This window comes from Chryseolinea serpens, assembly GCF_900129725.1.
Lineage (GTDB): Bacteria > Bacteroidota > Bacteroidia > Cytophagales > Cyclobacteriaceae > Chryseolinea > Chryseolinea serpens.
This window is the reverse complement of record NZ_FQWQ01000001.1, coordinates 2,423,898-2,450,101: the sequence shown is the minus strand read 5'-3', so window position 1 is coordinate 2,450,101 and position 26,204 is coordinate 2,423,898. Positions and strand designations below refer to the sequence as shown.

Annotated in this window: 26 protein-coding genes; 13 read left to right on the top strand and 13 right to left on the bottom strand. The window is 50.8% G+C overall.

Features of this window, described 5'->3' with window-relative positions; translation table 11 throughout:
- Positions 1–34 precede the first annotated feature (34 nt).
- The 3 genes from BUB30_RS09720 (at position 35) to BUB30_RS09710 (ending at position 3,485) form a co-directional block, all read left to right on the top strand.
- The gene (locus tag BUB30_RS09720; protein ID WP_073135017.1) at positions 35–370 is read left to right on the top strand and encodes a PadR family transcriptional regulator; all 336 of its coding nucleotides are present in this window, start codon (positions 35–37) and stop codon (positions 368–370) included.
- Entirely contained in the window at positions 367–3,060 is a 2,694-nt protein-coding gene (locus BUB30_RS09715; RefSeq protein WP_245804056.1) for an ABC transporter permease, read from the top strand. Before BUB30_RS09720 ends, BUB30_RS09715 begins: the two co-directional genes overlap by 4 nt.
- Before the next feature lie 128 nt (positions 3,061–3,188).
- The gene (locus BUB30_RS09710; RefSeq protein ID WP_073133162.1) at positions 3,189–3,485 is read left to right on the top strand and encodes a YciI family protein; all 297 of its coding nucleotides are present in this window, start codon (positions 3,189–3,191) and stop codon (positions 3,483–3,485) included.
- Positions 3,486–3,928: 443 nt separating this feature from the next.
- Here the strand turns inward: BUB30_RS09710 and BUB30_RS09705 are convergent, their stop codons facing one another.
- The gene (locus tag BUB30_RS09705) at positions 3,929–4,411 is read right to left on the bottom strand and encodes a hypothetical protein (protein ID WP_073133160.1); all 483 of its coding nucleotides are present in this window, start codon (positions 4,409–4,411) and stop codon (positions 3,929–3,931) included.
- Positions 4,412–4,674: 263 nt separating this feature from the next.
- On the opposite strand from BUB30_RS09705, the gene BUB30_RS09695 reads away from it, so the two are divergent.
- Both BUB30_RS09695 and BUB30_RS09690 read left to right on the top strand, forming a co-directional pair.
- Positions 4,675–5,493 (top strand): SDR family NAD(P)-dependent oxidoreductase, encoded by an 819-nt coding sequence (locus tag BUB30_RS09695; RefSeq protein ID WP_073133156.1) that lies wholly within the window; start codon positions 4,675–4,677, stop codon positions 5,491–5,493.
- Between the two features lie 81 nt (positions 5,494–5,574).
- Positions 5,575–6,486 (top strand): helix-turn-helix domain-containing protein, encoded by a 912-nt coding sequence (locus tag BUB30_RS09690; protein ID WP_073133154.1) that lies wholly within the window; start codon positions 5,575–5,577, stop codon positions 6,484–6,486.
- Between the two features lie 2 nt (positions 6,487–6,488).
- Here the strand turns inward: BUB30_RS09690 and BUB30_RS09685 are convergent, their stop codons facing one another.
- Together BUB30_RS09685 and BUB30_RS09680 are read right to left on the bottom strand one after the other, a co-directional pair.
- Positions 6,489–6,911 carry a VOC family protein gene (locus BUB30_RS09685; protein WP_073133152.1) on the bottom strand — a complete coding sequence of 141 codons (423 nt, stop codon included), beginning with the start codon at positions 6,909–6,911 and terminating at the stop codon, positions 6,489–6,491.
- Between the two features lie 179 nt (positions 6,912–7,090).
- The gene (locus BUB30_RS09680; protein WP_073133150.1) at positions 7,091–7,501 is read right to left on the bottom strand and encodes a DoxX family protein; all 411 of its coding nucleotides are present in this window, start codon (positions 7,499–7,501) and stop codon (positions 7,091–7,093) included.
- Between the two features lie 308 nt (positions 7,502–7,809).
- Here BUB30_RS09680 and BUB30_RS09675 point away from each other — a divergent pair, with 308 nt between their 5' ends.
- Together BUB30_RS09675 and pnuC are read left to right on the top strand one after the other, a co-directional pair.
- Positions 7,810–8,910, top strand: coding sequence for a family 20 glycosylhydrolase (locus BUB30_RS09675; protein ID WP_073133148.1), 1,101 nt, complete (start codon positions 7,810–7,812; stop codon positions 8,908–8,910).
- A 168-nt stretch (positions 8,911–9,078) separates the two neighbouring features.
- Positions 9,079–9,705 (top strand): nicotinamide riboside transporter PnuC, encoded by a 627-nt coding sequence (gene pnuC / locus BUB30_RS09670; RefSeq protein ID WP_073133146.1) that lies wholly within the window; start codon positions 9,079–9,081, stop codon positions 9,703–9,705.
- Positions 9,706–9,749: 44 nt separating this feature from the next.
- On the opposite strand, the gene BUB30_RS09665 is transcribed toward pnuC, so the two are convergent.
- Both BUB30_RS09665 and BUB30_RS09660 read right to left on the bottom strand, forming a co-directional pair.
- A complete protein-coding gene (locus BUB30_RS09665) occupies positions 9,750–10,436 on the bottom strand; it encodes a DUF2461 domain-containing protein (RefSeq protein WP_073133144.1) in 687 nt (228 codons plus the stop codon).
- A gap of 58 nt (positions 10,437–10,494) precedes the next feature.
- A complete protein-coding gene (locus BUB30_RS09660) occupies positions 10,495–11,958 on the bottom strand; it encodes a sulfatase family protein (protein ID WP_073133143.1) in 1,464 nt (487 codons plus the stop codon).
- Between the two features lie 175 nt (positions 11,959–12,133).
- On the opposite strand from BUB30_RS09660, the gene BUB30_RS09655 reads away from it, so the two are divergent.
- Positions 12,134–12,790: a GIN domain-containing protein gene (locus BUB30_RS09655; RefSeq protein ID WP_073133141.1), complete on the top strand. Its 657-nt coding sequence runs from the start codon at positions 12,134–12,136 to the stop codon at positions 12,788–12,790.
- 11 nt (positions 12,791–12,801) lie between these two features.
- On the opposite strand, the gene BUB30_RS09650 is transcribed toward BUB30_RS09655, so the two are convergent.
- Positions 12,802–13,710, bottom strand: coding sequence for a sphingomyelin phosphodiesterase (locus tag BUB30_RS09650; RefSeq protein WP_073133139.1), 909 nt, complete (start codon positions 13,708–13,710; stop codon positions 12,802–12,804).
- Positions 13,711–13,848: 138 nt separating this feature from the next.
- On the opposite strand from BUB30_RS09650, the gene BUB30_RS09645 reads away from it, so the two are divergent.
- Positions 13,849–14,415, top strand: coding sequence for a hypothetical protein (locus tag BUB30_RS09645; protein ID WP_073133138.1), 567 nt, complete (start codon positions 13,849–13,851; stop codon positions 14,413–14,415).
- A gap of 78 nt (positions 14,416–14,493) precedes the next feature.
- Here BUB30_RS09645 and BUB30_RS09640 read toward each other — a convergent pair whose 3' ends face one another.
- The gene (locus BUB30_RS09640; RefSeq protein WP_143164840.1) at positions 14,494–15,129 is read right to left on the bottom strand and encodes a hypothetical protein; all 636 of its coding nucleotides are present in this window, start codon (positions 15,127–15,129) and stop codon (positions 14,494–14,496) included.
- Between the two features lie 398 nt (positions 15,130–15,527).
- Here BUB30_RS09640 and BUB30_RS34835 point away from each other — a divergent pair, with 398 nt between their 5' ends.
- The 3 genes from BUB30_RS34835 (at position 15,528) to BUB30_RS09625 (ending at position 17,234) form a co-directional block, all read left to right on the top strand.
- The gene (locus tag BUB30_RS34835; protein ID WP_073133134.1) at positions 15,528–16,469 is read left to right on the top strand and encodes a hypothetical protein; all 942 of its coding nucleotides are present in this window, start codon (positions 15,528–15,530) and stop codon (positions 16,467–16,469) included.
- Positions 16,355–16,648 carry a helix-turn-helix domain-containing protein gene (locus BUB30_RS09630; protein WP_084137994.1) on the top strand — a complete coding sequence of 98 codons (294 nt, stop codon included), beginning with the start codon at positions 16,355–16,357 and terminating at the stop codon, positions 16,646–16,648. The genes BUB30_RS34835 and BUB30_RS09630 overlap by 115 nt, the downstream gene beginning before the upstream one ends.
- 130 nt (positions 16,649–16,778) lie before the next feature.
- Complete coding sequence (locus BUB30_RS09625; RefSeq protein ID WP_178377066.1) at positions 16,779–17,234, top strand: GyrI-like domain-containing protein; 456 nt, start codon at positions 16,779–16,781, stop codon at positions 17,232–17,234.
- Between the two features lie 69 nt (positions 17,235–17,303).
- On the opposite strand, the gene BUB30_RS09620 is transcribed toward BUB30_RS09625, so the two are convergent.
- From BUB30_RS09620 to BUB30_RS09605, 4 genes are all read right to left on the bottom strand, one after another.
- Positions 17,304–18,110, bottom strand: coding sequence for a hypothetical protein (locus BUB30_RS09620; RefSeq protein WP_143164838.1), 807 nt, complete (start codon positions 18,108–18,110; stop codon positions 17,304–17,306).
- Between the two features lie 2 nt (positions 18,111–18,112).
- Positions 18,113–19,453 carry a vanadium-dependent haloperoxidase gene (locus BUB30_RS09615; protein ID WP_073133128.1) on the bottom strand — a complete coding sequence of 447 codons (1,341 nt, stop codon included), beginning with the start codon at positions 19,451–19,453 and terminating at the stop codon, positions 18,113–18,115.
- Positions 19,454–19,571: 118 nt separating this feature from the next.
- Positions 19,572–20,108, bottom strand: a complete 537-nt coding sequence (locus tag BUB30_RS09610) for a hypothetical protein (RefSeq protein ID WP_143164837.1) — start codon at positions 20,106–20,108, stop codon at positions 19,572–19,574.
- A gap of 218 nt (positions 20,109–20,326) precedes the next feature.
- On the bottom strand, positions 20,327–21,040 hold the full coding sequence (locus BUB30_RS09605; protein WP_073133125.1) for a hypothetical protein: 714 nt from the start codon (positions 21,038–21,040) through the stop codon (positions 20,327–20,329).
- A 152-nt stretch (positions 21,041–21,192) separates the two neighbouring features.
- Between BUB30_RS09605 and BUB30_RS09600 the strand changes: the two genes are divergently transcribed.
- Positions 21,193–21,675 (top strand): YdeI/OmpD-associated family protein, encoded by a 483-nt coding sequence (locus BUB30_RS09600; protein ID WP_073133123.1) that lies wholly within the window; start codon positions 21,193–21,195, stop codon positions 21,673–21,675.
- Positions 21,676–21,707: 32 nt separating this feature from the next.
- Here BUB30_RS09600 and BUB30_RS09595 read toward each other — a convergent pair whose 3' ends face one another.
- On the bottom strand, positions 21,708–22,655 hold the full coding sequence (locus BUB30_RS09595; protein WP_073133121.1) for a DMT family transporter: 948 nt from the start codon (positions 22,653–22,655) through the stop codon (positions 21,708–21,710).
- A 445-nt stretch (positions 22,656–23,100) separates the two neighbouring features.
- Positions 23,101–25,854: an IPT/TIG domain-containing protein gene (locus BUB30_RS09590; protein ID WP_073133119.1), complete on the bottom strand. Its 2,754-nt coding sequence runs from the start codon at positions 25,852–25,854 to the stop codon at positions 23,101–23,103.
- Between the last annotated feature and the right edge of the window lie 350 nt (positions 25,855–26,204).

Here is a 26,204-nt window from a genome sequence, read left to right as displayed (position 1 = left end):
TTTGATCAGCAAAAATGGATTTAATAGCTATCCCATGAAGAGAGTCTACCTCGGCGAATTTGAAGAGATCGTGCTGCTGATCGTGGCCGTGCTGGAAGGCGCGGCCTATGGCGTGAACATCATGCACGAAATATTGGAGCAAACCGGTCGTTCGGTGCGGCTCAACCAAGTCCATGCGTCGTTGCAGCGCCTGGAGGAAAAGGGCATGATCGTTTCAAAAATGAGCGACCCCACACCCGAACGTGGTGGACGACGCAAACGGATCTTTAGCATCACGGCCTACGGCAGCTCGACCCTGCGGGACATTCAACAAGTGCGTGCCACGCTGTGGAGCGCTGTGCCTTCCAACCTCAAATCCTTTACGGCGTGAACCACTTTCAAATCCCGCCTTCGCCGCCCCGCTGGGCCACGCGGCTGCTGCATTGGTATTGTGCTCCCGAGCTGCTGGAAGAAGTGCAGGGCGATATGCTGGAAGAATTTTACTTCCAATGCCGCCACAACGGTGTGGCCGCCGCCCGCCGCGACTATGTGCGCAACGTGCTGGGGTTCATGAGGCCCTTTGCCATAAAACGAAAATCATCACCATCTTATCCTATACTTCCTATGAACATGATCGGACATTACTTCACCGTGGCCCTGCGCCAGGTGTTGCGTCACAAAGCGTTTTCTGCCATTAATGTCGCGGGCCTTGCCATCGGCATGACCTGCTGCATGGCCATCTTTCTTTGGGTGGCCGACGAGAAAGCAGTCGATAACTTTCACGCCAAAGGCGATCAGCTTTATAATGTCTACATGACCGTTCGGTCCGCATCGGGTGTGGAGACGGTCTATAACACACCGCGACGTTACTACGACAGTGCGGTCCACATTCTCTACGAGGACGCTAAGGAAGCGATCCCAGAGGTAGAAGGAACGGCCTACTACGCCACGGGCTACTCGATGCCATGGGGTAAAGCGGAGACCTTCCAGGTGGGCGACAAGATCTATAAGTTGGAAGGCTCCCGGGCCAGCAACGATTTTCTGACCATGTTCAGCTACCCGGTCATTGCCGGCGATCCCAAAACGGCGTTGCAGGATATGAAGGGTCTGGCGATTTCGCGAAAGATGGCAAACCTGTTTTTTGGAAGCCCCGAAGAAGCGATCGGAAAAAGTATGCGCTATGAGAATAAGCGCGACTTCCAGGTAACGGCCGTCTTTGAAGACCTGACACCACAAAGCTCGCGCAAGTTTGAGTTCCTGGCCAATTGGGACGCGCACATGAAAGGCGGTATGGAGTGGTCGTCGAACAACATGGAGGCCACTGTTCTGTTGGCCGCTGGCGCCAATCCGGAAGACGTCGCCGCCAAGATCAACAAGCTGGTACAACCCCGCCTCGATAAGAATCAACCCTACTCGGTAGAGATCGGCCTTCAGCCATACCGTGATCAATACCTCAAATCAAATTTTGTCAACGGCAAGCAGTCGGGAGGTCGCATCGAATACGTGCGCATTTTCAGTGGCGTAGCCATCTTCATTCTGGTGATTGCCTGTATCAATTTCATGAACCTGGCCACGGCCCGTTCGGTGAAGCGCGCAAAGGAAGTGGGCGTCCGGAAGGTTATCGGCTCGCCTCGGCTCTATCTCATCGGGCAGTTTTTTGGCGAATCGCTTTTGTTATCATTCTTCGCGCTGGCCCTGTCGTTGCTTTTGTTGCAAGTGCTACTGCCGGTGTTTAATGACGTGACGGGAAAGAATCTCGTCGCACCGATCACCAGTTTGCCTACCTGGACCACGCTGATCGTGTTGGCATTGATCACGGGAATATTGGCGGGTAGCTATCCGGCCTTATTCCTTTCGTCTCTGAAACCGGTGCGGGTTTTGAAAGGCGCAGTACAGTTCACGCAAAACGCGATCTGGTTTAGAAAGGGCTTAGCCGTGTTCCAGTTTGGTCTTTCCATTTTGTTGCTCATCGCCACGATCGTGGTGTCGCAGCAAACCAGCTATATGCAAAACATGAATCTCGGCTATAACCGGGAGAACCTGCTGTACTTCACTATCGAAGGTGAGCTCTCCAAATACGACAAGTTCCAGGCCTTCAAACAAAGCGCTTTGCAACTTCCCGGTGTTCGGGTGATCGATCGCAGCAGCGAAGCACCCCATGCCATGAAATTCCTCGTCGACGACAACGACGGCTCCGCCGAGACGGCCGAGGAGGATGAAAGTGCTATCAAGTGGGAAGGCCGGGAGAAAGGACAGATGGTAGGCTTCAAACCTACCTCCGTGGGATTCGATTTTGTGAAACTCATGGACCTGCACGTGGTAGAGGGTCGCAACTTTTCGCGTGACTTTGCCACCGATTCTGCCGACGCATTTCTGGTCAACGAACAAGCCGTAAAAGAAATGGGCATGAAAGATCCTATCGGCAAATGGGTGTCGGCCTGGAAGAAAAAGGGACACATCATCGGGGTGCTGAAAGACTATAACACTAATTCATTGCACGAACGCATCCGCCCGTTGATTGTCGATGTAAAGGAGTATGAATACTTCGGCGTCATTCTCGTGCGTACGGAGGCGGGCAAGACCAAGGAGGTACTGACCGGTCTGGAAAAAGTGTATAAGGAACTCAACCCCAACTATCCTTTTACTTTCCGGTTTGTGGAGGAAGACTACAACGACATGTATCGCAACGAGCAGGTGATGTCCAAACTGTCTAACGCTTTTGCTGTGCTGGCCATCATCGTGTCGTGCCTGGGATTGTTGGGGCTGGTGATGTTCTCCGCCGAACAGCGCACCCGTGAGATCGGCATTCGCAAGGCGTTGGGTGCCACGGTCTCGAGCATTGTCGGCCTGTTGTCGCAAGACTTTGTGAAGATCGTGCTGGTGTCTTTTGTGTTGGCCACGCCCATCGCCGCCTACCTGATGCATCAATGGCTGAATGGGTTTGCCTTCAAGATCAATTTGTCGTGGTGGATATTTGGATTTGCCGGAGTAGCCGCACTATTGGTGGCGTTGCTGACCATCTCCTTCCAGGCCATACAATCGGCGCGCGCAAATCCGGTAGAATCTTTGCGGTCTGAGTGAGCAGTATAGTTTGTTTGGGTTACAAAAGTTGTTTACTTTAAGACCGAATACGAAACATTGGGATAACGGCAAGGGGCCGCGATCCCTTTGTTTTTTATAGTCCATCCCAAACCATCTGGAAAAGTATTATGTTCATCATCGACCTGAAATATATCGTGCCCCTCGAGCAACTGGATCTGCACATGGCCGATCATGTTGCCTTCCTGCGAAAGTATTACAAGCAAAATGTATTCGTGGCTTCAGGCCGCAAGGTTCCCCGCACCGGCGGAATCATCCTGGCCCTGGCGCCGTCGAAGGAACATGTTGAAGCCTTGATCCAGGAAGACCCATTCTATATCCATAAGCTGGCAGAGTTCACCATCACGGAATTTCTCACATCACAATACCACCCGGATTTGAAAAAGTTTTTGACGGGGAAAGGGTAACTTTTGGTTGGGCCATTTGTCTTCGGATTTTTACGATGCACTGTGGAGGCCATTAAGGTTTGGGGCATGCCTTTTTAATAGAATCTAGACATCCTCCGGCGCGTTTTGCGTAATCTACTGGAAGGGTATATTGATTATACCTTGCGTTGAAACAATTATCCATTAGCCAATTAAATGCACCGCTGCAGGAGCGTAGATACGTTGCAACCAGACCCCTTCTGACGTCATGAGGTGCTTGGCGCGGAGACTTTCTATTCAAGTATTGGATGAAGCTGCCAAACTTTGGCGCCTTATCTATTGCAAAAGGAAAAATTTGGTGGTCAACAAAATGAATGGCAGCATAGAATGCAGTGGTTACAACCCAATCATCAAAATTTCCATCTTTCAATAGGAGGTCGCACAATTTTTCATTGTGAGCAGCATGCGCACGTCCTGGCATTGATTTAATTTTTTTCTAATGGCCGATATGAACTAACGTAACCGTCCAGCCGCACAAGGTCAATATCAAATTCGGCTGATCGATTTATAAAAGTGAAGATTATTGAATAGAGATCGGTTCTGCTTTTGTCCTGAGTTTCATTGACCCTATTGTAGCTGTCAATAAAAGACTCCTTTACAAAGTCTTCATTTGAAACGGTTATCAGAACTTTCATCGCATAACGCGATAAAATTTTCAAATGGGCAGAAATGGGGGTGATTCCCAGTTGCTCCAGTGCGGTGGTTACGGCAAGCGTATCCAGTGCTGCCTTCCGCGAGTTGTCCTGGATCTGCTTTTCAAACAGTTTAACATCTTGCTCTTCACCTTCACTGAAACCGGTTCGGTAGGCATGATATAGGTGTTTTTCGCTGAACTTTTCAATGCCCTCGGGCAAGTTCCATTCAACTTGTGGTGGGGTTTGCATGGGTGTTGACTGTGCTTTTTCCATGGTTCCGTCTTTTTAGGTATAAATAATAACCAAAAACTTATTTACCGTTCAAGGGGTCGCAAGGGTCAACGCATTCAAAATATAAATAATAAACAGGCCAAAATTGATACGGTTTGTCGATTTAAAAATGACCAAAACTACGGTCATTAGTAAACCGTCTTGGTTGCGGGGAAGTAAAATCGTATCATTTTTCCCGCTTTCCGTATAAGACCCTCCGCCCGCGCCCGCCATAGCTTTGTCCTATAATTTAATTCCCAAAACAAATGGCAAAGACAATCTTTATTACCGGCGCTTCCAAAGGATTTGGAAGAATTTGGGCCGAAGCATTTCTGAAACGCGGCGACAAAGTGGTGGCCACAGCAAGAAATGTAGAATCCGTAAAAGACCTGGTGCAACGCTATGGCGCATCCGTGCTGACGTTGGCGCTGGACGTAAACAACCGTGCACAATGCTTTGAAGCAATTGCCAAAGCAAAAAAACATTTCGGCTCCATCGACGTGGTGATCAACAACGCCGGCTATGGACTGTTCGGCTCTGTTGAAGAGACCACCGAAAAAGAAGCGCGCGACCAGATCGAGACAAACGTATTTGGATTGCTTTGGGTAACGCAAGCCGCATTGCCGGTGATGCGTGAACAAGGTCACGGTCACATCATCCAAGTATCGAGTGTGCTGGGCATCGCCGCATTGCCGGTGCTGGGTCTCTACAATGCTTCAAAGTGGGCGGTCGAAGGCCTCAGCGAAACGCTGGCCGCAGAAGTGAAGGGCTTTGGCATCAACGTTTCCCTTATCGAACCCAACGGGTTTTCAACGGATTGGGGCGGAGCATCCGCTTTCCACACGCAATCCCTGCCGGCATACGACGGCGTGAAAGCCGCTTTCCAGGCTGGCATCACCGAAGATAGTTTCGGTATCCCCGAAGCTACCACCGACGCCGTTTTGAAGCTGGTGGATGCCTCCAACCCGCCGCTGCGCCTTTTCCTGGGCAAAGTGGCCTATCCCTGGGTGCAGCAGGTCTATGCCGACCGCCTGGCCACCTGGGACGAATGGAAAGAAGTTGCCGAAAAAGCGCACGGAAAGTAAATTAAAATGCCCGGCGCTTTGTTACCGTAAAATACTTCACGGCAGCTGCGGTTTTGCCGCAGCTGCCTTATCTATTCCCTCATGAAACACTACAGCAGCATTAGCGAACTCCATCGCACCAACGGCTATCCGCTTCCCGAAAATCCGTTGATGAGCATGGTGACTTGCGATCACAATGCGTCGTGCACGTTGCGACAAGATGCATTCACGACCGACTTCTATATGATCGGCTTCAAGAAACTAAAATCGGGGACCTTCCGCTATGGCCGTACAAAATACGATCACGACAACGGGTGTCTTTCGTTTGTCAAACCCAGGCAGGTCATTGAATTGAGGGATATTGCCCTGGAAGACAATGGTTTCCTTTTGTTCTTTCACGAAGACATGTTGAACGGCCACGCATTGCATGCCGCGATAAAGAAGTACGGCTTCTTCGACTACGAAGCCAACGAGGCGCTTTACCTGTCACCAAAAGAAGAGCAGGTGATCTGGGAGCTCTACCGGAAAATCGAAACGGAATACCACAACAACCAGGATGAGTACAGCAGGGACATTATCCTCACGCACATCGATTCTATTCTGAAATATTCTCAGCGTTTCTACAAACGCCAGTTCATCAACCGCGCCACCCTCACCGGCAGGATTGTTTCCCGTTTCAACGACATCTTGGCGGCCTATTTCGAGAAAGGCGACTTGCAACAAAAGGGATTGCCCACGGTAAAATTCATGGCGTCGGAATTGAATCTTTCTTCGCGCTACCTGAGTGATTTATTAAAACAGGAAACCGGCAAGACGGCCCTGGAACTGATCCATATCTTTTTAATCTCCGAAGCAAAGAACTTGCTGATGGGTGCCGACACCACCGTGGCGGAAATTGCCTACGCGCTGGGCTTCGACAACCCTCCTTATTTTTCAAGACTCTTCAAAAAAGAGGTCGGCGTCACCCCAAACCAATTCAAAAGACAAAACGTGTACGAACCCTCGGACGTTTGATGCTACAGGTTCACGCTTTGACCACCCCAATCTTCGGGTATCATATCGTGGACGGATTGTGAAAAGGTCCAGACGTAGCCGTTGAGGTCAACGACGGTGTATTGTCTTTCGCCATAGGGGAAATCGATCGGCGCGTGCAATATTTTTGCGCCCTGTTGCTGCGCGCGTTCATAATGCTGGGTCACATCGCTAACGCGGACCATGATCGAAATGGTGGACAAGCTTCCGTCCGGTGGCGGTCCGGGTTGTCGCGTCACGGCAATGGCTCCGCCCTCTAAACTCATTTGTGCCCGGTGATCGCCGGCAATCCATCGCACCGAAAAACCAAACACCCGCGAAAGCCATTCAATGGCAACATGAAGATCGTCGTAGGCCAACACGGGGATCATGGTGCCAGGGGGCATGGTTCGGTTAGTATTGGGCATGGCGGCGTATTTGGATTTTGACTGTCTTAGCGTTTACGGGTCAGGTTGGAGTATGACAAGTTAAGGTTTGAAGTCCGATCGATCAACAGGGACATCCCGGTTTCTGTTGGGTCAAATGGCGTCACAAGCAAAAAGCCCGGTAATGTTTTACCAGGCTTCCGCATAGGACATTAGATCGATCAGCGGTTCATTATTTTCTGTTGCAAGAGGGCTTTCAGTCCAGGTTGCTGACAAAGCAGACCAACCCAAGCCAGCGTGCAAAACGCGATGGGGAACACGAACGCTTGCCCTTGCTGGATCATGATCGCCACGGCACCGCCAAAGTAGGCCGTGAGAAACACCGCGCCGATCACCGCCGTGCGGGGAATGATATACAGGATAGTGATGAGCAGCAATACGAGGCCAAGGGGTTGAACCAGGCTGACGGAAAATCCAAGTTGTTTGGTGCCATCCACATAGTGCGACTCGCGGATCAATTTCATGATGGAGTCGGCCAGCAAGAAAAGGATGATCAGACCACTGATGATACGACCTGTCCAGAGCACGGCCTTCGAAGGGGATTTTGTGTTTTGAATCGATAAGGTTTCCATACGTTTTTGTTTTTTTTAGGTGACTGTTTTTGTTTTGTTTGATAAATCAAAATTACATCCGATCGCGAAACGCGACGCTGTGTGAACCCGACAGAATAGCGGGCACTTTGCGACATCGTAATTTTTCCAAAGCCGCATAGTGTATAGATCACACTTCCTGAAAGCGGCGATCTTCATCTCTTTATTTTACCATTCGTACGACAATATTGAAGGTATACATAGTGTGTTTGTGTGTGTCTACCAAAGCCTGCGGGCATTGACACATTATTGGTATCTTCGTTTTAGTCAACGATTAAACCTAACTCCCTATGCATCGTTCTCAACGCCTCTTCTATCTTTTAGGCTGGTTGCTGCTCGGCAGTCTGCCGCTCATAGCCCAACCTAAACTCATCACCACATTTCCCACGCGCGGATTTTGTATTGCCGCCCCCAGGCCTGCCGGGGTGGATGCCTTTGTAAAATTCATACACGAAGAACTCGCCCCGCGCCAGGTCAACGTGCTCATCTTGCGCGTAGATTGGAACTACCAATTTGAAAAGCACCCCGAATTGCGCGACTCCATCGCCTTGTCGAAAGCAGACGTGAAGAAATTGGTGAAGGCCTGCAAGGATCATAACATACGACTCATTCCCCAGATCAACCTGCTGGGCCATCAATCGTGGGCCGGTACGGTGTATGCGCTCCTCCGCGTCTACCCGCAGTTTGATGAAACACCCCATGTGAAAATGCCCGAGAAATATGAATGGCCCAATGCCGACGGCCTCTATTGCAAAAGCTACTGCCCGCTCCATCCCGAGGTTCACGGCGTGGTCTTTTCTTTGATCGACGAGATCTGCGATGCCTTCGAGACCAACGCCTTCCACGCTGGCATGGATGAAGTGTTTTATCTTGGCGACGACAAATGCCCACGCTGTGGCGGCCGCGATAAGGCCGAACTGTTTGCGGGCGAAGTGCGCACGCTCCGCGATCACCTGGCCCAAAAAAATCGCGAACTCTGGATCTGGGGCGATCGACTGCTCGATGGCAAGACCAGCGGCATGGGCATGTGGGAAGCGAGCTACAACAACACCTACCGCGCTATCGACATGATCCCCAAAGACGTCATGATCTGCGACTGGCACTATGAACGCCCCGACAAAACGGCTGTGCTCTTTGCCATGAAAGGATTGCGTGTAGCCACCGCTCCGTGGCGCAATCCACAAGTCGGTGTTGCCCAGGTGGCCGACATGGCTACCTTCCGCAAAGACGCCACGCCAGAGACACGCGAGAACTACCAGGGTATTGTTCAGACCGTTTGGTCGGATGCCGAGAGTTTTCTGAAAGGCTACTACGCCAAAAAGGACGATCCGAAATATAACAAGGATGAGAACACGCCCTGGAATTGTTTCAAGACCGTGTTTGCAAAATAGCATAACGATGTAATAGAAAGATTCACGAGTATTTCACTCAGCCCATCGCATAGTCTCTCCGTTTTTTGGGGAGCTATGCGTTTTTTTTGCTCGGTTATTTTTTCCCTGCACTATAGAAAGCCAGCCCGATAAAACCGTACTTTTGCCCGCATCAATTCATAATCTCTCATGGATCTTTTTGCCTGGTTTGACCTTTTTAAGCAACAATTGAAGGAAGCAGACGCAGCGCAGTGGGCGGTGTTGATCTTGGGTGTCGCCGAGGTGTTGCTCGCAAAAGCAAACAAGATCTGGTTGTACCCCGCAGGCATTGGGGCTACGATATTGTCGGTGTACGGCCTTTTCCAGGCACAACTGTATGCCGAGTCATTTTTAAATGTGTACTACCTCGTCATGAGCATCTACGGCTGGTGGTATTGGGTCGCCAAAAAGAATGAGCCACCCGTGCGGATCACGCATGCGTCGGCCGCGGATTGGAAGATCACGATTGCCATCGTTGCCGGGGCAGGAGTGTTACTTTATTTTGTCCTGAAGCTGTACACGCCTTCAAATGTGCCGGCCTGGGATGCTTGGGTAAGTGCTACGGCCTGGGCGGGGATGTGGCTGCTGGCCAAGCGCAAAGTGGAGAACTGGATCCTGCTGAATATTTCCAATGCGTTTGCCATTCCGTTGCTGTTTTACAAGTCGCTGCCCTTGTACGGAGTGCTGACCATCGTTCTTTTTGTCGTGGCCTGCTTTGGCTATTTTGATTGGAGAAAAATAGAAAGATCGACGGTCGCGAGTGATACGAAGGCCTGAAGATAATCCATACACGCGTTTGTGACGAAGAAAGGAGGGGATTCTTAGCGTATCGGTTCGCCATTTAAATCCGTCCCCAACACATCGCTCATATAATCAAAAAACGGCCGGATACTTTTAAACGTTTTGTTCACCTGCAACAAGAAATCGGGCGACAATGCTTCGCGATCAGTGAAGCGCCGTTCGAACCAATATTGTTTAAAACGCAACAGATCGACGGCCGGATCGTCGGCAGAGAAACCACGCGGTGTTGTTTTCACTTGCTCTCCCATCATTTCACCAAAATTGGAAGTGATGGCTTTTGAGCGCAACATCTTTCTCCAGTCACCGGGATTGGCCGAAATGTCGAGACGAATGCGTCTCAAGTCATCGGGGTTGGGGTAAGCAAATCCGCAGCCCACCCGGGTAACACCGGGGGCGATCCAGATGTAATACCCACCCCGCAGCTGAGGCTTGGACCGTCTTAAATAACCAGCGAACCGTGGATTGTAAGGTGTCTTGTCCTTGGCAAACCTGACATCATTGTGGATCCGGTAAAGACTCTTCTTCACCGACAGCGTTTCCAGCCGGTCGTGCGTATTCATCTTAGCAATGAGCGCGTCCATGAATTGCTCTACATTTGTTTTAACCCGGTCATACTGCGGCTTGTTCGCGTTGAACCAATCGCGGTCGTTGTTGGCGGAAAGTTTTTTTAAGAAATCGAAGGTTGCTTTTTCCAGGATAGCGTTCATTCCGTATGAGTCTGTGAACGCTAAAATTAGTGCAAACCTTGCACAACGAAATGCTTTTTTAGTATTGCTTTGAATTTTTATTATCAAACTTCGGCACATCATTCCGTTTCAACGGTATCTGCATGCCCCCGGTAGTCTCCAGCCAGTCGAACAATTGCGTGGATAACTGTTTTGAGAGCTCGCGGTATTCCGGATCGGCAATCAGATTGTTCATTTCATTGGGATCTTTTTTCAAATCGTACAACTCGTTTTGCGTCCACAGTCCATAGTAGTGGATGTATTTGTATTGTTCGGTGCGGACGGAAAACATCGTGGGCGTTTGGGGGAAGGCATACTCCCAATAGTATTCATAGAAAATTTGGTCCTTGTGCTGCGTAGCATTCCCTTTCAAAACTTCGAGAAAGGATTTGCCTTGCATGGCTTTGGGGACCGGAATACCGGCGAGCTCTAACAGGGTCGGAGCGATGTCTACATTCTGGACCATGGCATCGGTGGAGGAGCCGGCCGCAACAAAGGCAGGATATTTTATCAGCAGCGGCACGCGCATCGATTCCTCGTAGGCATGCCGTTTGTCGATGAGGCCGTGTTCGCCAAACGAAAATCCGTTGTCACCCATGTAGATCACCATGGTGTTTTCTTCCAGGCCGTTGGCTTTCAGATAGTCCATCACCTTGCCCACGCTTTCGTCGACGCTGAGCAACGTTTCGAAATACTTCCGGTAGAACGTGTCAAAATCGATTTGACCGTGATACATATAGTCCACCCCATGCCAACTGTGTCGCTGCTCTTTTACCCATTCCGGGATGTTGTGTTTTTTATATTCATCCGTTGCCGTGAGCGAGTAGGATGGGGGTAGGGGCACGGGCTTGTTTTTATACCGGTCGTTGTGCCGCTTGGCCGGCTGGAAGGGAGCATGCACGCCCTTGTGCGACAAGTAAACAAAGAAGGGTTTGTCCTTGCTTCGCTTGTTCAACCAGTCGATGGCGTGATCGGTCAATAGGTCGGCTACATAGGTGGAATCTTTAAATTGGATCCGCTGTCCGTCGATGTTCAGGCTGGGATTGTAGTATTCACCCTGGCCCTTTAGCCCTTCCCAGTGATGAAAGCCTTTGCGCGGATGGTCGTCGTCGTTGCCCATGTGCCACTTTCCAAAGAAGGCCGTTTGATAGTTTGCTTTTTGAAGCAGTTGTGGAAAGTATTCAATGATGGTGGGCTCGGGGGCGGTATTGTCTACGACGGTGTGCTTGTGAGCATATTGCCCTGTCAGTATGGAGGCCCGGCTCGGCGAGCAAAGCGCGGTCGATACAAATGCGTTTTTGAGATGCTTGCCCTCTCTCGCCAGCCGGTCGAGGTTGGGCGTTTCGGCCCAGTCGTTTTTTTTCATGAAGCCCATGGCATCGTAGCGATGATCGTCGGCAAGAATGAAGATAATGTTCTTCTGCTTGGGCGGCGCGGACTTTTGGGCGCTCACCATCGTGGTTAGGAAGGGCAACAGCAGGAGGAGGACGTGTCTTTTGTTCATGCGGTCTTGAATTAGGGTCGGACCTTGGATTCCGGGTAGTTTCAGGCCCTCAAGGCAATATAGTGCTCCGTGGGGAAACGCATGTAAGAATTTGTTATATTCTCAAGTGAAAAGGCCGGTTTAGGATGGATTCAAGCGGGTTACATGCCGGCGGCATAACCGATTCACAAGCCATATGAACCGTATTGTCTTTTTTGTTTTTGCGGCCCTCAGTGGCGTGGTCATCATGGGCTGTGGCGATCCCCAGGAATTTGCACCGAAAGGGCTGGGCCCCTTCAACGCCATTCAGTCCAACGGTGGGGTCAAATTCAAATTGGTTTCGGGCGCAACAAACCAGGTGATCTCCACTTCGCTCAGCGAATCGATGTACAATGTTTCAGGCGGTGTGCTGAGCATCAACGCGGCGGGTGGCGTGGTGACGGTGGCCATCCGAAACCTGAACCTGCTCTCTTGCAATGCCTGTACCGTAGAAAACCCATCGCCCCTGGTAGCCGACACGCTCGTGATGTACATTCATGCCGGCAGCGCCAACCTCCAAAATATCCAGATCAACCACTACCTTGGCCTCAGCGCCCTCAACACGGGCAAGTATAAATTTTCGGGCACGGCGGCGTTCTTCAACGTGGCCAACGTGAACGCCACCAGCGTGGAGGCCTTCGACCTGGTGACCGATAGCACCTACGTGAACTCCACCAACATATTTGAAACCGATGTGAACGCCACGCAAGTGATCAATGTGTTCATCAATTCCATCGGTGATGTAAACTACAAGGGCAATCCCCCTATCGTGCGCCTGACGGCCACGGGTTCCGGAAAGTTAAAAAAGATGTGATCGCCTGATCATTACTTCCGCACCAGGTTCCCGTCCTCCAGCAAAAGTTCGGCCTCCAGGGCAAAATGGTCCGAAAGGTCGGCGTGTTTCGGGCACCATTGCTTACGGATGGTTTTGATCTCCCGCTTCAGAAAGGTGACCGTGCCTTGTTCATTGTTGCGCAGCAACACATAGTCGATCAGGTGGGGCGGGTCGCCTTCGTTGTTCTTCAAATCATTTTCCAAAGGATCGAATGAATAAAAATTGCTGCCCGACAATTCGCCATCCGAAGCTTTCAGTATTTGCAACATCTGGCCATAGCCGTCCTCGTTCTTCTTGTTGATGTTGAAATCGCCACAAATAATTTGAGGAACATAGGGCCGGCCGTATTCTTTCAGCAGTTTATGATAAAACTCAACACACTGGCTATGCCGGATCCAATCGCGCCCCGAGCTTTGCAGGTGTGTGCCTACAATTTGAATCGGATGATGGTCGACGGTGATCTCCGCGAGTAGCCCGCCCTTCCGCGAAAATGCATCGATGCCTGAACGGTTCTTGAAAATGATCGCATGCGAACCGGTAATGGGATATTTACTAAAGATCCACAGTCCGCTATTGGTCCTGCACGAAAGTAGTTTCCGGTTGGCCGGCCCGGCCTGGTAAGGATAAACGGCGTCGAGGTAGCGATGGATCTGATGACGTGCCTGCTGGTGGAACGCCTCCTGGAACACAATAATATCATAGTCGCTCTGACTGAGAATTTTCCCGATCGCCGCCGCGCGGGCTTCGCGCCCCTTCACTTTCACAATGCCGGGAAGCATGTAGATGTTCCACGAAAGGATCTTGATTTTTTTTGATGTCGATGGCGCGGTATCCGCAGATTGGCAAAACGCGCTGGCGGAGGCAAGGAGAAAGATGACAAATACAAGTCCAGGTTTCATCCTTAATGAGTTGAACAAAGGTGGATATAATGTATTGTTGGAAAATAAAACCAGGATTACCAATTGATCATCTATGGCGCGCGATATTATGCCAATTTTACTTTTCCTATCTTTGGCATATAAAATCTGTTGGTAAGAATGACTATACGGTCTGCTGGCGTGTTCTTTTGGATAGCTGCGGTATTCCTTGTTGCAAATTGTTTCGGGCAGGACAAGATGAAGCGAGCTGAACGCAAGGATGATCCGGATAATTACCGATGTTACTACAGACCGAAATTCTCCGCGAAGGAACGTATGAAAAATTATCCCTTTAACGTGGCGGCGCAGGTGGTCCTAACATCATATGAACTGGATTTTATGGCAAAAAAAGAGGGTACCCCCGATCTTGAGCGCATCGTTTTAAGTAAAATTCAGATTGATTCTCTGACGGATCTGTTGTTTAATAATTTTTATAAGGGAGAGATTTGGAGGATCGAGGGCGTAGGTTGCTTTCAGCCTAGAAATGCTATTGTTTTCGTAGATGCGGCAGGCAAAGAATTCGAACGTGCCGATGTTTGTTTTGAATGCTTGAATTATCACACAGGGCCGACCGAATTTAAGTTTGGAGATGACTGTAAGTATAAAATGAGTCTCCTGGATCCATTTTTTGCTTCTTGTGGAATAAAAATCGGTCCCCGGTCAAATAAACCCAGGGAGCAGCACTAAAGACCAATTTCAAACGCCTCAGAAAAGTAAGGCCCCGCTTTTTAACGGGGCCTTTCATTAATTTGACATTCGTTGCTCTTAGCCTTTCTGCATATGGCCATGCTCATGTCCATGTTTCTTCCGCATATCGGCCCGCATGGTGGTCCACTTCTGAAACTGCTCCGGCGTGAGAATGCCCTTGATAGCAGCCTCATGATCGGTTTTCAATTTCTCAAAAGCGGCTTTGTCTTTCGTGTCGCTCTTGCGCAGGGCGCCGAATTTTTCCATGAACTGCTGATTGACCGCCTTCATTTTTTGCGACTGGTCGTCAGACAACCCGAGCGTGGTTTTCAACTTGGCTTCGCGTTGTTCGGAGATCTTTTGGAAATGTTCCTTCCGTTTTTCGCCGTGTTCGGTCTTAAGCTTGTCCCATTTTGTTTTTTGGTCGGGAGTGAGCAACGCCGCGATCTCGTTTTCTTCATCGGTGCGCATCGTTTTGAAAGCGGCGCCTTTGGCTTCGCGCGTTTGTGCAGAATCGTTCTTCAGGGCGTCGCGCTTGTTGTTGTACTTGGTGTCGATGCTTTTGATCGAGGCATACTGCGCGTCGGTCAACGCCAGATCGGTTTTCATTTTTTCGAACCGGTCGGTATGTCCTTTGTGTGAACTTTTGGCGTGTTGTGCAAAAATGATCGTACTCGTCATCATCACAATTGCCAGCATTAGGCTCTTTTTCATAATCATTTGTTGTTTTGTTTATACCCTCTTTGACTCAACAAACGGACCAGGGCTTAATAAGGCTACACGGTATTAGACATACCCGGTCATTCCATCTATAAATAGGTCAAAAAACACGACCATCATTTTTTCGCGATAGGCGCGCTCCATCCTAAACCCGCAGCAAAAAAATCTTCCTTGAAAAGACGGCCCCGGGACGATTCCTTTCATGTCAGTTGGGACGCACGGGGAGGCGTTAAAAATCGGTGTGACCAGCGGAAAAAAGATGGGTGAATACGGTCAATCGGTTAGGAACTTTGAGCCATGCCATTGATGTGCAGGGTAGGCTGTCCTTGAAAAACTCTAAATAGTTTGCAATTTGCAAAGGGTCCTGCGCTGAAAACTGTCGGCAATATCTTATGGTCTGGTCGTACTTATTTGGAATCACCATTGCCCATGGCATCTTTTTGATGGTGCTGATGGTTTTGAAACGCGCAAAGAGAACGCTGGGCACCTGGCTGATCGCAGGTGTCATCCTGGTCGCCGTCATTACGAATGCCGATTTTTTTCTGCTGGCGTCCGGGTTGTATCAATCCGTTCCAAAAGTTTTTGGAATGTCGTTCGGTATGCTGCTCCTGTTGGGGCCGCTCTATTTTTTGTATGCGAAGACCATGACCGATCCCGGATTTACCTGGCGCTGGGTTTATGCACTTCACTTTGTTCCATACCTGTTTCACCTGGTCCTGAACGTCCCGCTGTACGTCATGGATACCCAGGCCAAGATTGCCTTTGTAGACACCCTGCTCAGCGGCCGCCTCGCGTTTCGACCGGCCGATGTGCTCTTCAATATCGTGCAGATCGTGATCACCGTTGTCTATTTCGCCGTTGCCATGATCGAGATCAGCAAAGCGAAAACGCTGTTGGAGGACGTTCCGTATGTGGTGCCGGTTGACGAAAGGATTCATTGGCTGAATACGCTTTTGGTTTTCTTTATGTCTTATGTAGCCTGCATCATCATCTTGCTGGTTTACCTGGTCGTGAAGGGGAGATTTATACCGGGGGCCAACTACATCTACACCCTGGCATCCTCGGCCATTCTCTACATGCTTGGTTTCCGCCTGATCCTGAACCCGGAACTGGTTAACCCCGATTTTCTAAAGAAGTATCAAAACGCAAAGCACGTTTCCGACGAAGACCAGGCCCGCTACCTCGCAAAATTGTATGACCTGACCGACAATGAGAAACTATTTCTCGACCCGGCATTGAAGCTGACCGACGTGGCCGCAGGATTGGCATCCCTCCACACCAGCTCTCTAAACTCATCAATGAGCGGTGCGGCAAATCCTTCGCGGAGTTTATAAATGAAAAACGCGTACAGGAATTTATTAGACGGATGAACGACGGCCAATACCGCAATTTGTCCCTGCTCGGCATTGCCCTGGATGTGGGCTTCAATAGCAAATCGTCCTTCAACCTGATCTTTAAAAAGGTCACGGGTCACACGCCCACCGAGTTCAAAGAAAGTAAACGCCAGCCATAGATCCATCCTCGCGTCTGCCCGCGTAAATTTTTGCGTCCATAAGACGTCCAATCTTATGAGACCGGTCGATTCCGGACCAATTCGCCGGCTTCTTGCTCAAAATATTTCAAATCGCAAACCCATGATCACGATGAGCAACATTTCCGTACGGCAAATTTCAATTGTCAATCCCATAAAGGCCGTGGGCAAAACCTTTACGGGCGACTACAGCCAATCTTTTGCATACATAAAAGAAGTGCAAGCCCTGTTGGACGCCCTATCGGTGAAATGGATACCCAATAAGGTGCTGGGCATCTACTACGACCATCCGGCTGAAAAAAAGCCTGAGGATCTCCGGAGTTTCCAGGGCGTTTTTACGGAGCACGATCAAGCCATTCTAACCGGGACGTTGTCTATACTGGAACTGAAGGGCTCATTTTTATATACCAAAGTTTCCGGCGACCCAACCCAAGCCATTAGCGACGGCTATGCGGCGTTGTTTGAGTATATCGGCCAGCATAGTCTGCAGCTTAAATCTAACGCAGGGATTCAAATTGTTACGTTCGAGGAGGGGATCATTCAAACGGAAATCTATCTGGAACTCTAAAAACATTTCCGGCCGCGCGTGCCGGGTTAGGAAGGCGAATCTCCAGCCTAACCCGGCGTTGCGAGCCGTTCATTTCGCGCTGGCCAGCGGGGTGGAGGTAAAGTAGTGGAAGATCGTGTAGTTTCGCTCACGCAAGACCAGCCACAATCCGAGCAGCACACCATAACTTCCCCCGCGTTCCACCCATTCCCATATTTCATAGGATGGATAAAACAATTCGCTCGCCATCTTCCAGAGGAAAAGCAACAACACGATCTGCCGGAAGGGCTTCACTAGCAGGAGCACTGCGCCACCCACTTCGATCAACCCGATGCGGTGTGCCACCTGGAGCGGGTCGCTAAAACCCAATGCCTCGTATTGCTTTAACAGGCCGGCTTTACCGATCAGGTTCAACCACCCATGTCCGGCCAACAACGCAAAGGCAATGAGTTGCAGACCCATCGTAATGGTTCTCCATTGTTGTTCGTCATCGATTTTGCGGGGCTCAAGTTTTTGGAACCAGCCTTTCAGTGGCAGCCCGCTCGCGCTACTGACCAGGAGAAGGATGAGTGGCGCACCGTAGTTTCCGGCGCGCTCAAAAAATTCACCAAAGGATTCCCCCGACAGCGGGCGCAACAGGGCCGTGAACAACCCCCAGAACACAAGCCACCCTGCGGCTATACGCAGCGGATAGACCAACAGGATCGTCCCGAAAGTAATATCCATGACGCCCACTACGGGCATGAGTTGATAGGCCATATCCTGACCGATCCCAAACACACCAAAATAATTGCACCACACCGCCTTCGTGATAATGCCGAATGCGCCATGACCGATAAAACACATGGCGCAGGCCAGGCGGAGAATGTAATGCAAGGAATGCGACGTTGTTTTCATGATCATTGATTTGATGCCACGGCCGTGTTGCGGGTTCTCAACCGGCGGTTGATAAACTCCCCGAGCGACGTTCCCATCACCACACCTTTTTCATTGGCCGGCCGGTAGTGGATGCCACCGTACAGCCGGCTGCTCGCCGCTTCGAGGGCGGCTTCACGGAACGATTTGAAGCTGCGCGTGGTCAAGCCAAATTCGGTTTCCGTCGAGTCGGTAAAAGCAAAGTTGTCGCCGAAGACGCCGGTCAGGGCGGTGGCCGCGGCGCTGGAGATCACGCTGTGGCCGCTCAGGTATTCCGGGAACGGCGGCGTTTGCAACAACGGCACCCAGCTCTCTTCAATATACAAATTGATATAGGTCTCGGGCCGGATCAGCAAGTGACGATACTTTTCGTCCCAGCAAGCAATAAATCCATCGGCCAACGACAGCGCTACTTTGGCGTAGGCTTCTGCGGCATGAGGAACGTCGGTATGTTCTTTCAGACAGGCCAGGTGCGTGATGTTCATCCAATGGCCACCGGGTGATATTTTTTTTGTAGCAAACATCACGTGGCCCTTCACATTCATCACAAACGGATTGCAGTCCCAGAAACGTGCAATCTCTTTTTGTTCGTCTGTCAGGTGCTTGCCGGTCTCGTATACTTCGATGGCCAATTTATAGAACTCGCTGTTCTTGTCTTTCGAGAAGGCCGGCGGCGGCACCCCTTTGAATTGGGAAGCCGAATCGATCACAAACGTGCGGATCTTTTTCCAATGCGGCTCAACGGCATCCATGTAGGCCGGCGGCGTGGGCTTCCAGGTAGACTCGCTGTCCTGGATCGAGTATTTCGGGAACGAACGCGTCTGTTTGTAGTTGTCCTTCGACGCCCACTTCAGGATATGCTCCGACACCTTGGCGCCATAGTCGATCGAACGCTGGTAAACATCTTCGGGCATTCCCGACTGGTGGTATTCTTCGAGAAGGGCTTTATGATATTCGTCGAGCTTGTCTTCCGAAAAAATAAGCGCTCTTCCCGTCAGCAAGAGGGCCTGTACGGAGGCCAGGGGATAGCAGTAGGTTTGACCGGCTTGCGGTTGAGGCACGGGCTCCAGTCCATGCAATTGGCCGGCCATCGACACCAGGGTTGAATCCTGGTGGCGGGCTGCTTCATAGGCGGCCACGCTGGTGTAGGCGTAAATGCGGCTGGCTACCGGCGGCGAGAAGATGTCGTGAACAATAATATCCGTGATCTTTTTAACCGAACGATGCAAACGGTCAGGGTTTTGCACGTTGGCTTGATAGTCGTTATGCGATGTACAGGAAAGCAGGCATGCCATCGTGCACACCAGGAGTAGTAATTTTTTCATTGCGAAAATAATAATGAAGAAAAGGAAAGTGTGTCACACGTTCACAGTCAGCGTGGCGTGATGTCTTATAAAAAACAAGACAACGGTCAGGCTTTACGAAATGGACGCGGAGAAAAAATCAGGCGACTGATTTTGGTGGGTGAAAAATGGGTGGGTTGGAGTCGTAGTGATAGCGATTGGCCACCTCTGCGAAAGTACAATCGATGGCCCATCCCGTGTTGGACGGCTCGATGGAATTTGCTTTTGCGAAACAGTATTTCGCCGAAGAGATCACCAGCTTGATGCCGGAGCTCTGCGGTTGTTTGCTCTCACTGGCAAACGACTTTGAAAAATCTTTGATCTGGTTGCTGGCCTCCGTGGTTTTGTAGTCGCGTATGCATACCACATAGAGGGTGTCTTTGTACAATCGCTGTTTAACAAGTTGGTAAACCGTGCCCTCAAAGGAGATCGCCCCGTGGATGGGTTCATACTCGTGCGAGTCGGCTCCATAGGGAATGGAGAGCGGCATCTTGATGATCATCTGGGCCCCCGGTTCGTTATAACCCGACTGCAGTTTTTCGGTGACGCGGCTGGTGAGTTGGTTGCGCACCATCACCAAAAAAGAATAATACCCCACGGTATTCAATCCCATCAGGAACAGGAAGAGGATACTCAAATATTTTCTTGCCGGGGCCATGGACGTAAAGAGCTGCGAGGCTTTGGGTTAAGGGATTTCGGAGGATAATATTAAGCAATTACAGGTATAACCACAACCCCCCGGTTTGTGCCCGCTTTGTGGCGGGCGGCGACCAACCTAAATCAAGTCCGCAAGGCCATCCGGCAGGGGAAAGGCGCGGAAAGAAAGGATTTTTTGCGGCACCTGCCGGGTATCCATCAGGAAAAAAGTCGTTGCGCGACGGAAAGCCCAACCTGGATCAGCGGCAGTAGCACAAACCAACCCAACCGCTTTGTCCGGATGTCTATGTTTTTATTCAGTTGCATAAATACAAGAGACACCGCCAGGATAAGGAAAAGCAGGACGTCGCTGGTCAAAAGCGCGGTTTCATTTGTTGTTACATAGTGAACGCTATAGAGGAATACACCGGAAAGCGAAATGGGTATCGCCAGCAGTTGAAGCGTGGTCTTTGAGGTCTTTACCTCGACACGTTGTATTTCATTTAATATTTTTTCCAGTTGATCCGGGTGCTCTATTTGCGCGGGAACGGCAATGGGATTCAATTTACTTTGTCCCTGTATGGTGAAACTTCCGTTATAGTTTTTTGTGATCCGCGTAATATCCGTGAAGGGAATAATCAAGTCCGGAGTGTGAAGGCGCTCGCGTACGATTTTCTCATGATCGATTTTTAACCGGAAGCTTTCTATAACGGGCTTAAGCCGCTTCATCGACAGTGATATACTGAATACCATCACGCCGAGTAAAAGGGGTATCAGAATCGGGAGCGTGTCAAAGCGGTTCGGCGCGTCCGACATCACGGCAGGCAAGATGGCAACGATGGCGATGATAACGAGGAACAGGGAACCTGTGCGGATAATACCCTGCTTTCGGATCGCTTTGAATCCGTCCGGACGCATGCCGAATTCGTGCATACAATAATAGATTTAGCGGGGCAATATAGCGCTTTGTCCGAACCTGGAAAGAGTCGGGAGAGGCATCTCGTGAATTCCAGAAGAAAAGCGCTGAGCCTGCATGTGTTGAAATACCTTATTTTTGTTTTACTGCCCTGTGATGGGCAACCGGCATGAAACCCCTCGTAAATAAAAAATACCTGCTCGAAAAATTCAACGGCAAAGGCGGATGGACCTACGCGCGACTTCCCGAAATACGAAGAGACAAAAAAAATCCATTCGGCTGGGTGAAAGTGCGGGGCACCATCGACGGTTATGAAATACGCAAATACCACCTGATGCCCATGGGCAACGGCAATTTGTTTTTGCCAGTGAAGGCCGAGATCCGTAAGCAGATCGGCAAGAAAGCAGGAGACAAGGTTCACGTGATCTTGTATCCGGACAACGAGCCGCTGGAAGTTCCGGAAGAAATGTTGCTTTGCCTGAAAGATGAGCCGGCCGCGCTGAAATTCTTTAACGCGCTCTCGGAAAGCGAACGCAAGTTCTACATTTCCTGGGTGTATTCGGCCAAGCGGGAAGAGACCAGGATCAGCCGCATGGCAAAAACGATTGACCGGCTGGTGCGCGGTTTGAAACTCTATGAAAAAGAAGCATAGGCCGATGGTCGATAGCGGCGTCCGCTATTTTTTTAGTTTTTCTCTTCGACCGTAGAGAGCTTTACTGCAGCTTGATCCGGCACAGCCGCAGCTTCTTTCTTTTTATTGAGGATATATACCGCCGCGATACCCAGCAAGCCACCCACGATCGAATGGATCTGAGGAACTTCGTCCAGGAAGATCCAGGAGCCGAGGGCCGCCGAAAAAGGAACGAGGAAGATGAAGCTGCTGGCCTTGCTTGCACCGATTTTGGATGTGGCCACAAAGTAGAAGGTCGTGGCGATGGAGGTGGTAATGGTCGCGCTAAAAAACAGGTTGCCCCAGAAGACGCCGTCTCCTTTGCTAAGCAATGCAGCGGAAGCCGCAGGGCCCGAAAAAAAGAACATCATCACTGTGCTCACCGCATACATCCAGCAACTGAAGGTGGCGGGCGAGCCATAACGCGAGGCCCGGGCGGTGACCAAACTCAGCAAGGCCCATGAAAGCGAAGCCAGCAAAAAGTAAATGTTGCCGGCACTAAAAAGTGCGGAACCGTCCGTAAAGATCTTCAACAGGATGGCGCCGGCCGAGATGCCCAGGGCGAGCCCCCAGAATTCCTGGCGCGTGGGTTTGCGCCGGGCGATCACCAGCATCATACAATATGAAATGATCGGGTTGAGCACCGTCACCAGGATGCCACCGGCACCCGCTTTGCCTACGGTGAGTCCTTTAAAGAAAAGAAAAGTATATAATGAGATAAGCAACGACGCCAGCAACATATCGGGTAGCCCTTTCTTGCTGATGCGCAGCGATGTTTTGGAGATCCACAAAATGAGGATCAACGACACGAACGTTAGGGCAAACCGGTAGAAGGAAATGGTCAGCGGGGAAGCATACATGGAAAGGATCTTCCCCGAAGTCCAACTGAAACCCCAGCAAGTCATGCTCAGGATCATGCCCAGCAGGAAGAGCTTTTGGTTGGAGGCTGTCTTTTCAGTCATGCGCGTATGGATTTTGAAGGGCGAAAGATAGGAACAGAAAGTGTTCCCGGTGTTGATTTAGGAGTGGTTATTTAAAGCGGGTAAACGTTAAGGCACGGGGAAAGATTCCGGTGAAGAGGAATAAATGAGTTTTGTGGTGATTTTGGGGCTGCGTTTCGATGGAGACGAGCACAGGTTCGTTTGGATGACTGGCCCACTCCATGTCAAAAGGATGCCATTTGGCTACTTATTTTATACCGCCTTGGATGGGCGTTGATGTAAGCCTCAATCATTCGCTCATGTCTTGTACGGTGATCAATCAAACCACGTTCACGGCCTCGATGGCATTGAACTGTATTGGCAAATAAATCCAACGCTTTTCGCGTCAGAAATTTTGACCCCTTTATTCTTCAGCCGGTCTGAATTTCTGCTATCGCTCCATGTCGGATCGCATCAAAAAAATCGATCAGCGACCGACGTAAAGTGACAGCGTGGAATATCCTACCGAGAAATACGCGACGATGCTTTTTCTACCCAAACCCGTTCCTTGAGGAACAACAACTTCCATCTTGCTGGGGAGCTGGCTGACGATCAGTGCGTTCTTTCCTCCGATCTCCACGTTGGTTACTTGCGTCAGGTTACTGCCGAAAAGGAAAATATGCGAGCCGACTTGTGCGGTAGAAGGCGTGACGGACGTTAGGGCGGGCGCTGGGGAAACGGTGAAATAAATATTGGAGCTACCCGCGCTATTGGAGACGGCGAGGTAGCCCGAGGTCGCCGTTTGAGGTACGGTGGTAGCGATCTGTGTATCGTTGGTGATGGAGAAATTAGCCCTGACGTTATTAAAGGTGACGTCGCTCACGCCCGTAAAATCAGAGCCATCAATGGTCACAGGCGTGCCCACCATGCCGGATGCGGGACGAACGGCGGTGACAAGAGGCGTAATCGTAAATGCGTGACCGGAAGAACCCGAGCCAATCGCGCTCACTACGGTGATGAGCCCGGCACCCGCACTGGCGGGAACGGTGGCTTCAAGAGACGTAGTCGACTTCATCGTGAACGTCTTTGCCTTGATGCCGTTGAAAAAGACGTCGGTGATGTTTTCAAAGTTGTTCCCGCTAACGGCGACCACGGTGCCAGCAGGTCCTGAAGGCGGTGAAAAAGAATTCACCACGGGTGCCACGGTGAAGTTATTGGAGCTCGTGCACGATCCCGCCGGCGTCGTGACCGTGATGACACCGGTGGTTGCACCCACAGGGACTTTTGCAGCGATAGCGTAGGGAGAGATCACCTGAAAATTCAGATTGCCAACTTCCGTTCCATTGAACTGCACAGACGACGCGTTGTCAAAATTGGAACCGGAGATGGTGACCGTCGATCCGACGGCCCCCGATAGCGGGTTGAAGGAAGTGATTTGAGGGGGTGGAACAACGGTGAAATTTCCTGTGAAAACAACGCCTGCCACAGTCTCTATTGCGATTGGTCCTGTGCTTGCACCAGAGGGCACATGAAATGAAATCGTATTAGTATTAGAAGTTATATCGGCACGGTCGATCGTCACGCCGTTCAACCTGACCGTTGCGTTGTCGAAATTAGAACCGCTCACGACGACTTGAGTGCCTACCGGGCCGGAGGCTGGCCTGAAATTATTTATGACGGGTGCCTGGATGACCGTAAAATCTTGCGTGCTCTTCAAAGTGAGGCCTGCTGTAGTCACGGAAATCTTCCCCGTGGTCGAACTGGCAGGCACCTGCACCGTGATGGATGTTTCCGAATTCAAATCAAACCCACCCGGGCTCACCTGTACCCCATTAAAGCGAACGACGGACGTATTGTCAAAACCAAAACCGGTAACGGTGATCGATGCCCCGACCGCACCTTTGTCGGGCGAAAACGTCAGGGCGGAAGATGGATCGACAACGGTGAAGATCGAGGCAGAGACGCCGGTACCCGAAGGGTTGGTCACCGTCACGGTTCCCGTCGTGGCCAGTTCGGGAACTCTCACATCCAGGGAGGTCAGGGAGTTTACGGTGATGTTGGCCTGGCCGGCTTCTGCGCCATTGAACTTCACCGAGGAGATGTCTTTGAAATTGGCACCGCTGATGGTTAGTTTCGTTTTTCCGGCCACGCCCATGATGGGCGAGAAGCGATCGACCGAGGGAGCCGCGATAACCAAAAAAGTGTCATCGCTCCGGCCCGCACCGGCAGCCGTTTCCACAACCACCGGCCCGGAACTGGCACCTGCCGGTACCGTTGCTTTCAACCGCTTTTCGCTGACGAAGGTTGTCCTGGCATAGATGGTGCCGAATTTCACCTTGGCATCCGGCAGAAAATTATCACCGTCGATGATCACTTCCGTGGTAAAGGTTCCGCTCGCCGGCGTGAAGGAAGCGATCGACGGCGCGCCTTCCACTACAAAATCGGTGGCGCTGAGGGCTTCCCCTCCTTCGCCAACCACTTTCAATTTTCCGGTGGCGGCAGTCGCGGGCACTATAGCGTCGATCAACGCGGCGCTCTTCACTTCAAATGCGGCGGCCGCATCCTGAAAATAGACTGCCGTGATCCCGCTCAGATTTGCGCCTGAAATGAGGATGTGTTTCCCGGTGAGGCCGGCCGGCGGGGAAAAGGACGTGATGAATGGGGGAGATACTACCGTGAAGGTTGCAGGTTTTGATACACCACCCGGAGTGGTCACGGTGAGGTCCTTTTCTCCCAGCGTACTGTTGCCCGGAATTTTGATCACCAGTTGTGTATCGGAGGAAACCTCGAACGCCGTGATCTTTTGATCACCGAGGGAAACTTCTTTTGTGTCTGAAAAATATAGCCCCGTCAACATCACACGCATGCCGGGCGATCCTTTAAGGGGCGCGATCGTCGTGATCTCGGGAACAGAAGGCATGACGGTGAACTCCAGTGGGTTTGAGAGACCACCGTTGGTTTCGACGGTCACACTCACTTTTCCTGCCGGCAAACCGGCGGGCACTTGCGTGAAAATGGCTTTGCTTTCGGCTGCGATCACCACGCCCTCCGCTGTGCCGAAGACAACGCGCGTGGCTTGCCCGAGCAACAACCCCGAGATCACAACGGCGTCGCCTACCCGGCCGCTGTCGGGCGACACCAGCACGATAAGGGGTTTGTCTTCATCTTTCTGACATGTGGAAAACACGAGCATGCCAGCCAACAGCAGGGACAGGAAACGGTAGCAGATTAGTTTTTTCATACGATGATATAGTTAAGGGCTCCAGGGATCACTTTATCGAATGCATAGGGAGCCGACCGTTCTGCCACGGCAGTTGAAAATGAACGGAGGAGGGATTCAAAAAAATGGTCTGGCCATTCTCAAGACAATGTCAAAACAGATCGGATGTGATAAGGGATGGTATCGCCAAAGAGGGTGTTAGAGAAATGCGCGAAAAGGCCATTCAAAACGATGACGATAACATGGCCAAACAAAAAACGCGGTTCAATGTACTATAAAATCGTTTCAGTGGTAGGGGAGAGATGAAATTTTTACTGCTAATGTCGCGAGCCTTATTTTCTTGTTGTTCCGCCGTTGCCGGGAATAAGCCC

Excerpts from the sequence above, each read along its gene's own strand:
- BUB30_RS09720 (WP_073135017.1), top strand. The coding sequence starts at position 35 with ATGAAGAGAGTCTACCTCGGCGAATTTGAAGAGATCGTGCTGCTGATC.
- BUB30_RS09710 (WP_073133162.1), top strand. The coding sequence starts at position 3,189 with ATGTTCATCATCGACCTGAAATATATCGTGCCCCTCGAGCAACTGGAT.
- BUB30_RS09705 (WP_073133160.1), bottom strand. The coding sequence starts at position 4,411 with ATGGAAAAAGCACAGTCAACACCCATGCAAACCCCACCACAAGTTGAA.
- BUB30_RS09695 (WP_073133156.1), top strand. The coding sequence starts at position 4,675 with ATGGCAAAGACAATCTTTATTACCGGCGCTTCCAAAGGATTTGGAAGA.
- BUB30_RS09690 (WP_073133154.1), top strand. The coding sequence starts at position 5,575 with ATGAAACACTACAGCAGCATTAGCGAACTCCATCGCACCAACGGCTAT.
- BUB30_RS09685 (WP_073133152.1), bottom strand. The coding sequence starts at position 6,911 with ATGCCCAATACTAACCGAACCATGCCCCCTGGCACCATGATCCCCGTG.
- BUB30_RS09680 (WP_073133150.1), bottom strand. The coding sequence starts at position 7,501 with ATGGAAACCTTATCGATTCAAAACACAAAATCCCCTTCGAAGGCCGTG.
- BUB30_RS09675 (WP_073133148.1), top strand. The coding sequence starts at position 7,810 with ATGCATCGTTCTCAACGCCTCTTCTATCTTTTAGGCTGGTTGCTGCTC.
- pnuC (WP_073133146.1), top strand. The coding sequence starts at position 9,079 with ATGGATCTTTTTGCCTGGTTTGACCTTTTTAAGCAACAATTGAAGGAA.
- BUB30_RS09665 (WP_073133144.1), bottom strand. The coding sequence starts at position 10,436 with ATGAACGCTATCCTGGAAAAAGCAACCTTCGATTTCTTAAAAAAACTT.
- BUB30_RS09660 (WP_073133143.1), bottom strand. The coding sequence starts at position 11,958 with ATGAACAAAAGACACGTCCTCCTCCTGCTGTTGCCCTTCCTAACCACG.
- BUB30_RS09655 (WP_073133141.1), top strand. The coding sequence starts at position 12,134 with ATGAACCGTATTGTCTTTTTTGTTTTTGCGGCCCTCAGTGGCGTGGTC.
- BUB30_RS09650 (WP_073133139.1), bottom strand. The coding sequence starts at position 13,710 with ATGAAACCTGGACTTGTATTTGTCATCTTTCTCCTTGCCTCCGCCAGC.
- BUB30_RS09645 (WP_073133138.1), top strand. The coding sequence starts at position 13,849 with ATGACTATACGGTCTGCTGGCGTGTTCTTTTGGATAGCTGCGGTATTC.
- BUB30_RS09640 (WP_143164840.1), bottom strand. The coding sequence starts at position 15,129 with ATGAAAAAGAGCCTAATGCTGGCAATTGTGATGATGACGAGTACGATC.
- BUB30_RS34835 (WP_073133134.1), top strand. The coding sequence starts at position 15,528 with ATGGTCTGGTCGTACTTATTTGGAATCACCATTGCCCATGGCATCTTT.
- BUB30_RS09625 (WP_178377066.1), top strand. The coding sequence starts at position 16,779 with ATGAGCAACATTTCCGTACGGCAAATTTCAATTGTCAATCCCATAAAG.
- BUB30_RS09620 (WP_143164838.1), bottom strand. The coding sequence starts at position 18,110 with ATGAAAACAACGTCGCATTCCTTGCATTACATTCTCCGCCTGGCCTGC.
- BUB30_RS09615 (WP_073133128.1), bottom strand. The coding sequence starts at position 19,453 with ATGAAAAAATTACTACTCCTGGTGTGCACGATGGCATGCCTGCTTTCC.
- BUB30_RS09605 (WP_073133125.1), bottom strand. The coding sequence starts at position 21,040 with ATGCACGAATTCGGCATGCGTCCGGACGGATTCAAAGCGATCCGAAAG.
- BUB30_RS09600 (WP_073133123.1), top strand. The coding sequence starts at position 21,193 with ATGAAACCCCTCGTAAATAAAAAATACCTGCTCGAAAAATTCAACGGC.
- BUB30_RS09595 (WP_073133121.1), bottom strand. The coding sequence starts at position 22,655 with ATGACTGAAAAGACAGCCTCCAACCAAAAGCTCTTCCTGCTGGGCATG.
- BUB30_RS09590 (WP_073133119.1), bottom strand. The coding sequence starts at position 25,854 with ATGAAAAAACTAATCTGCTACCGTTTCCTGTCCCTGCTGTTGGCTGGC.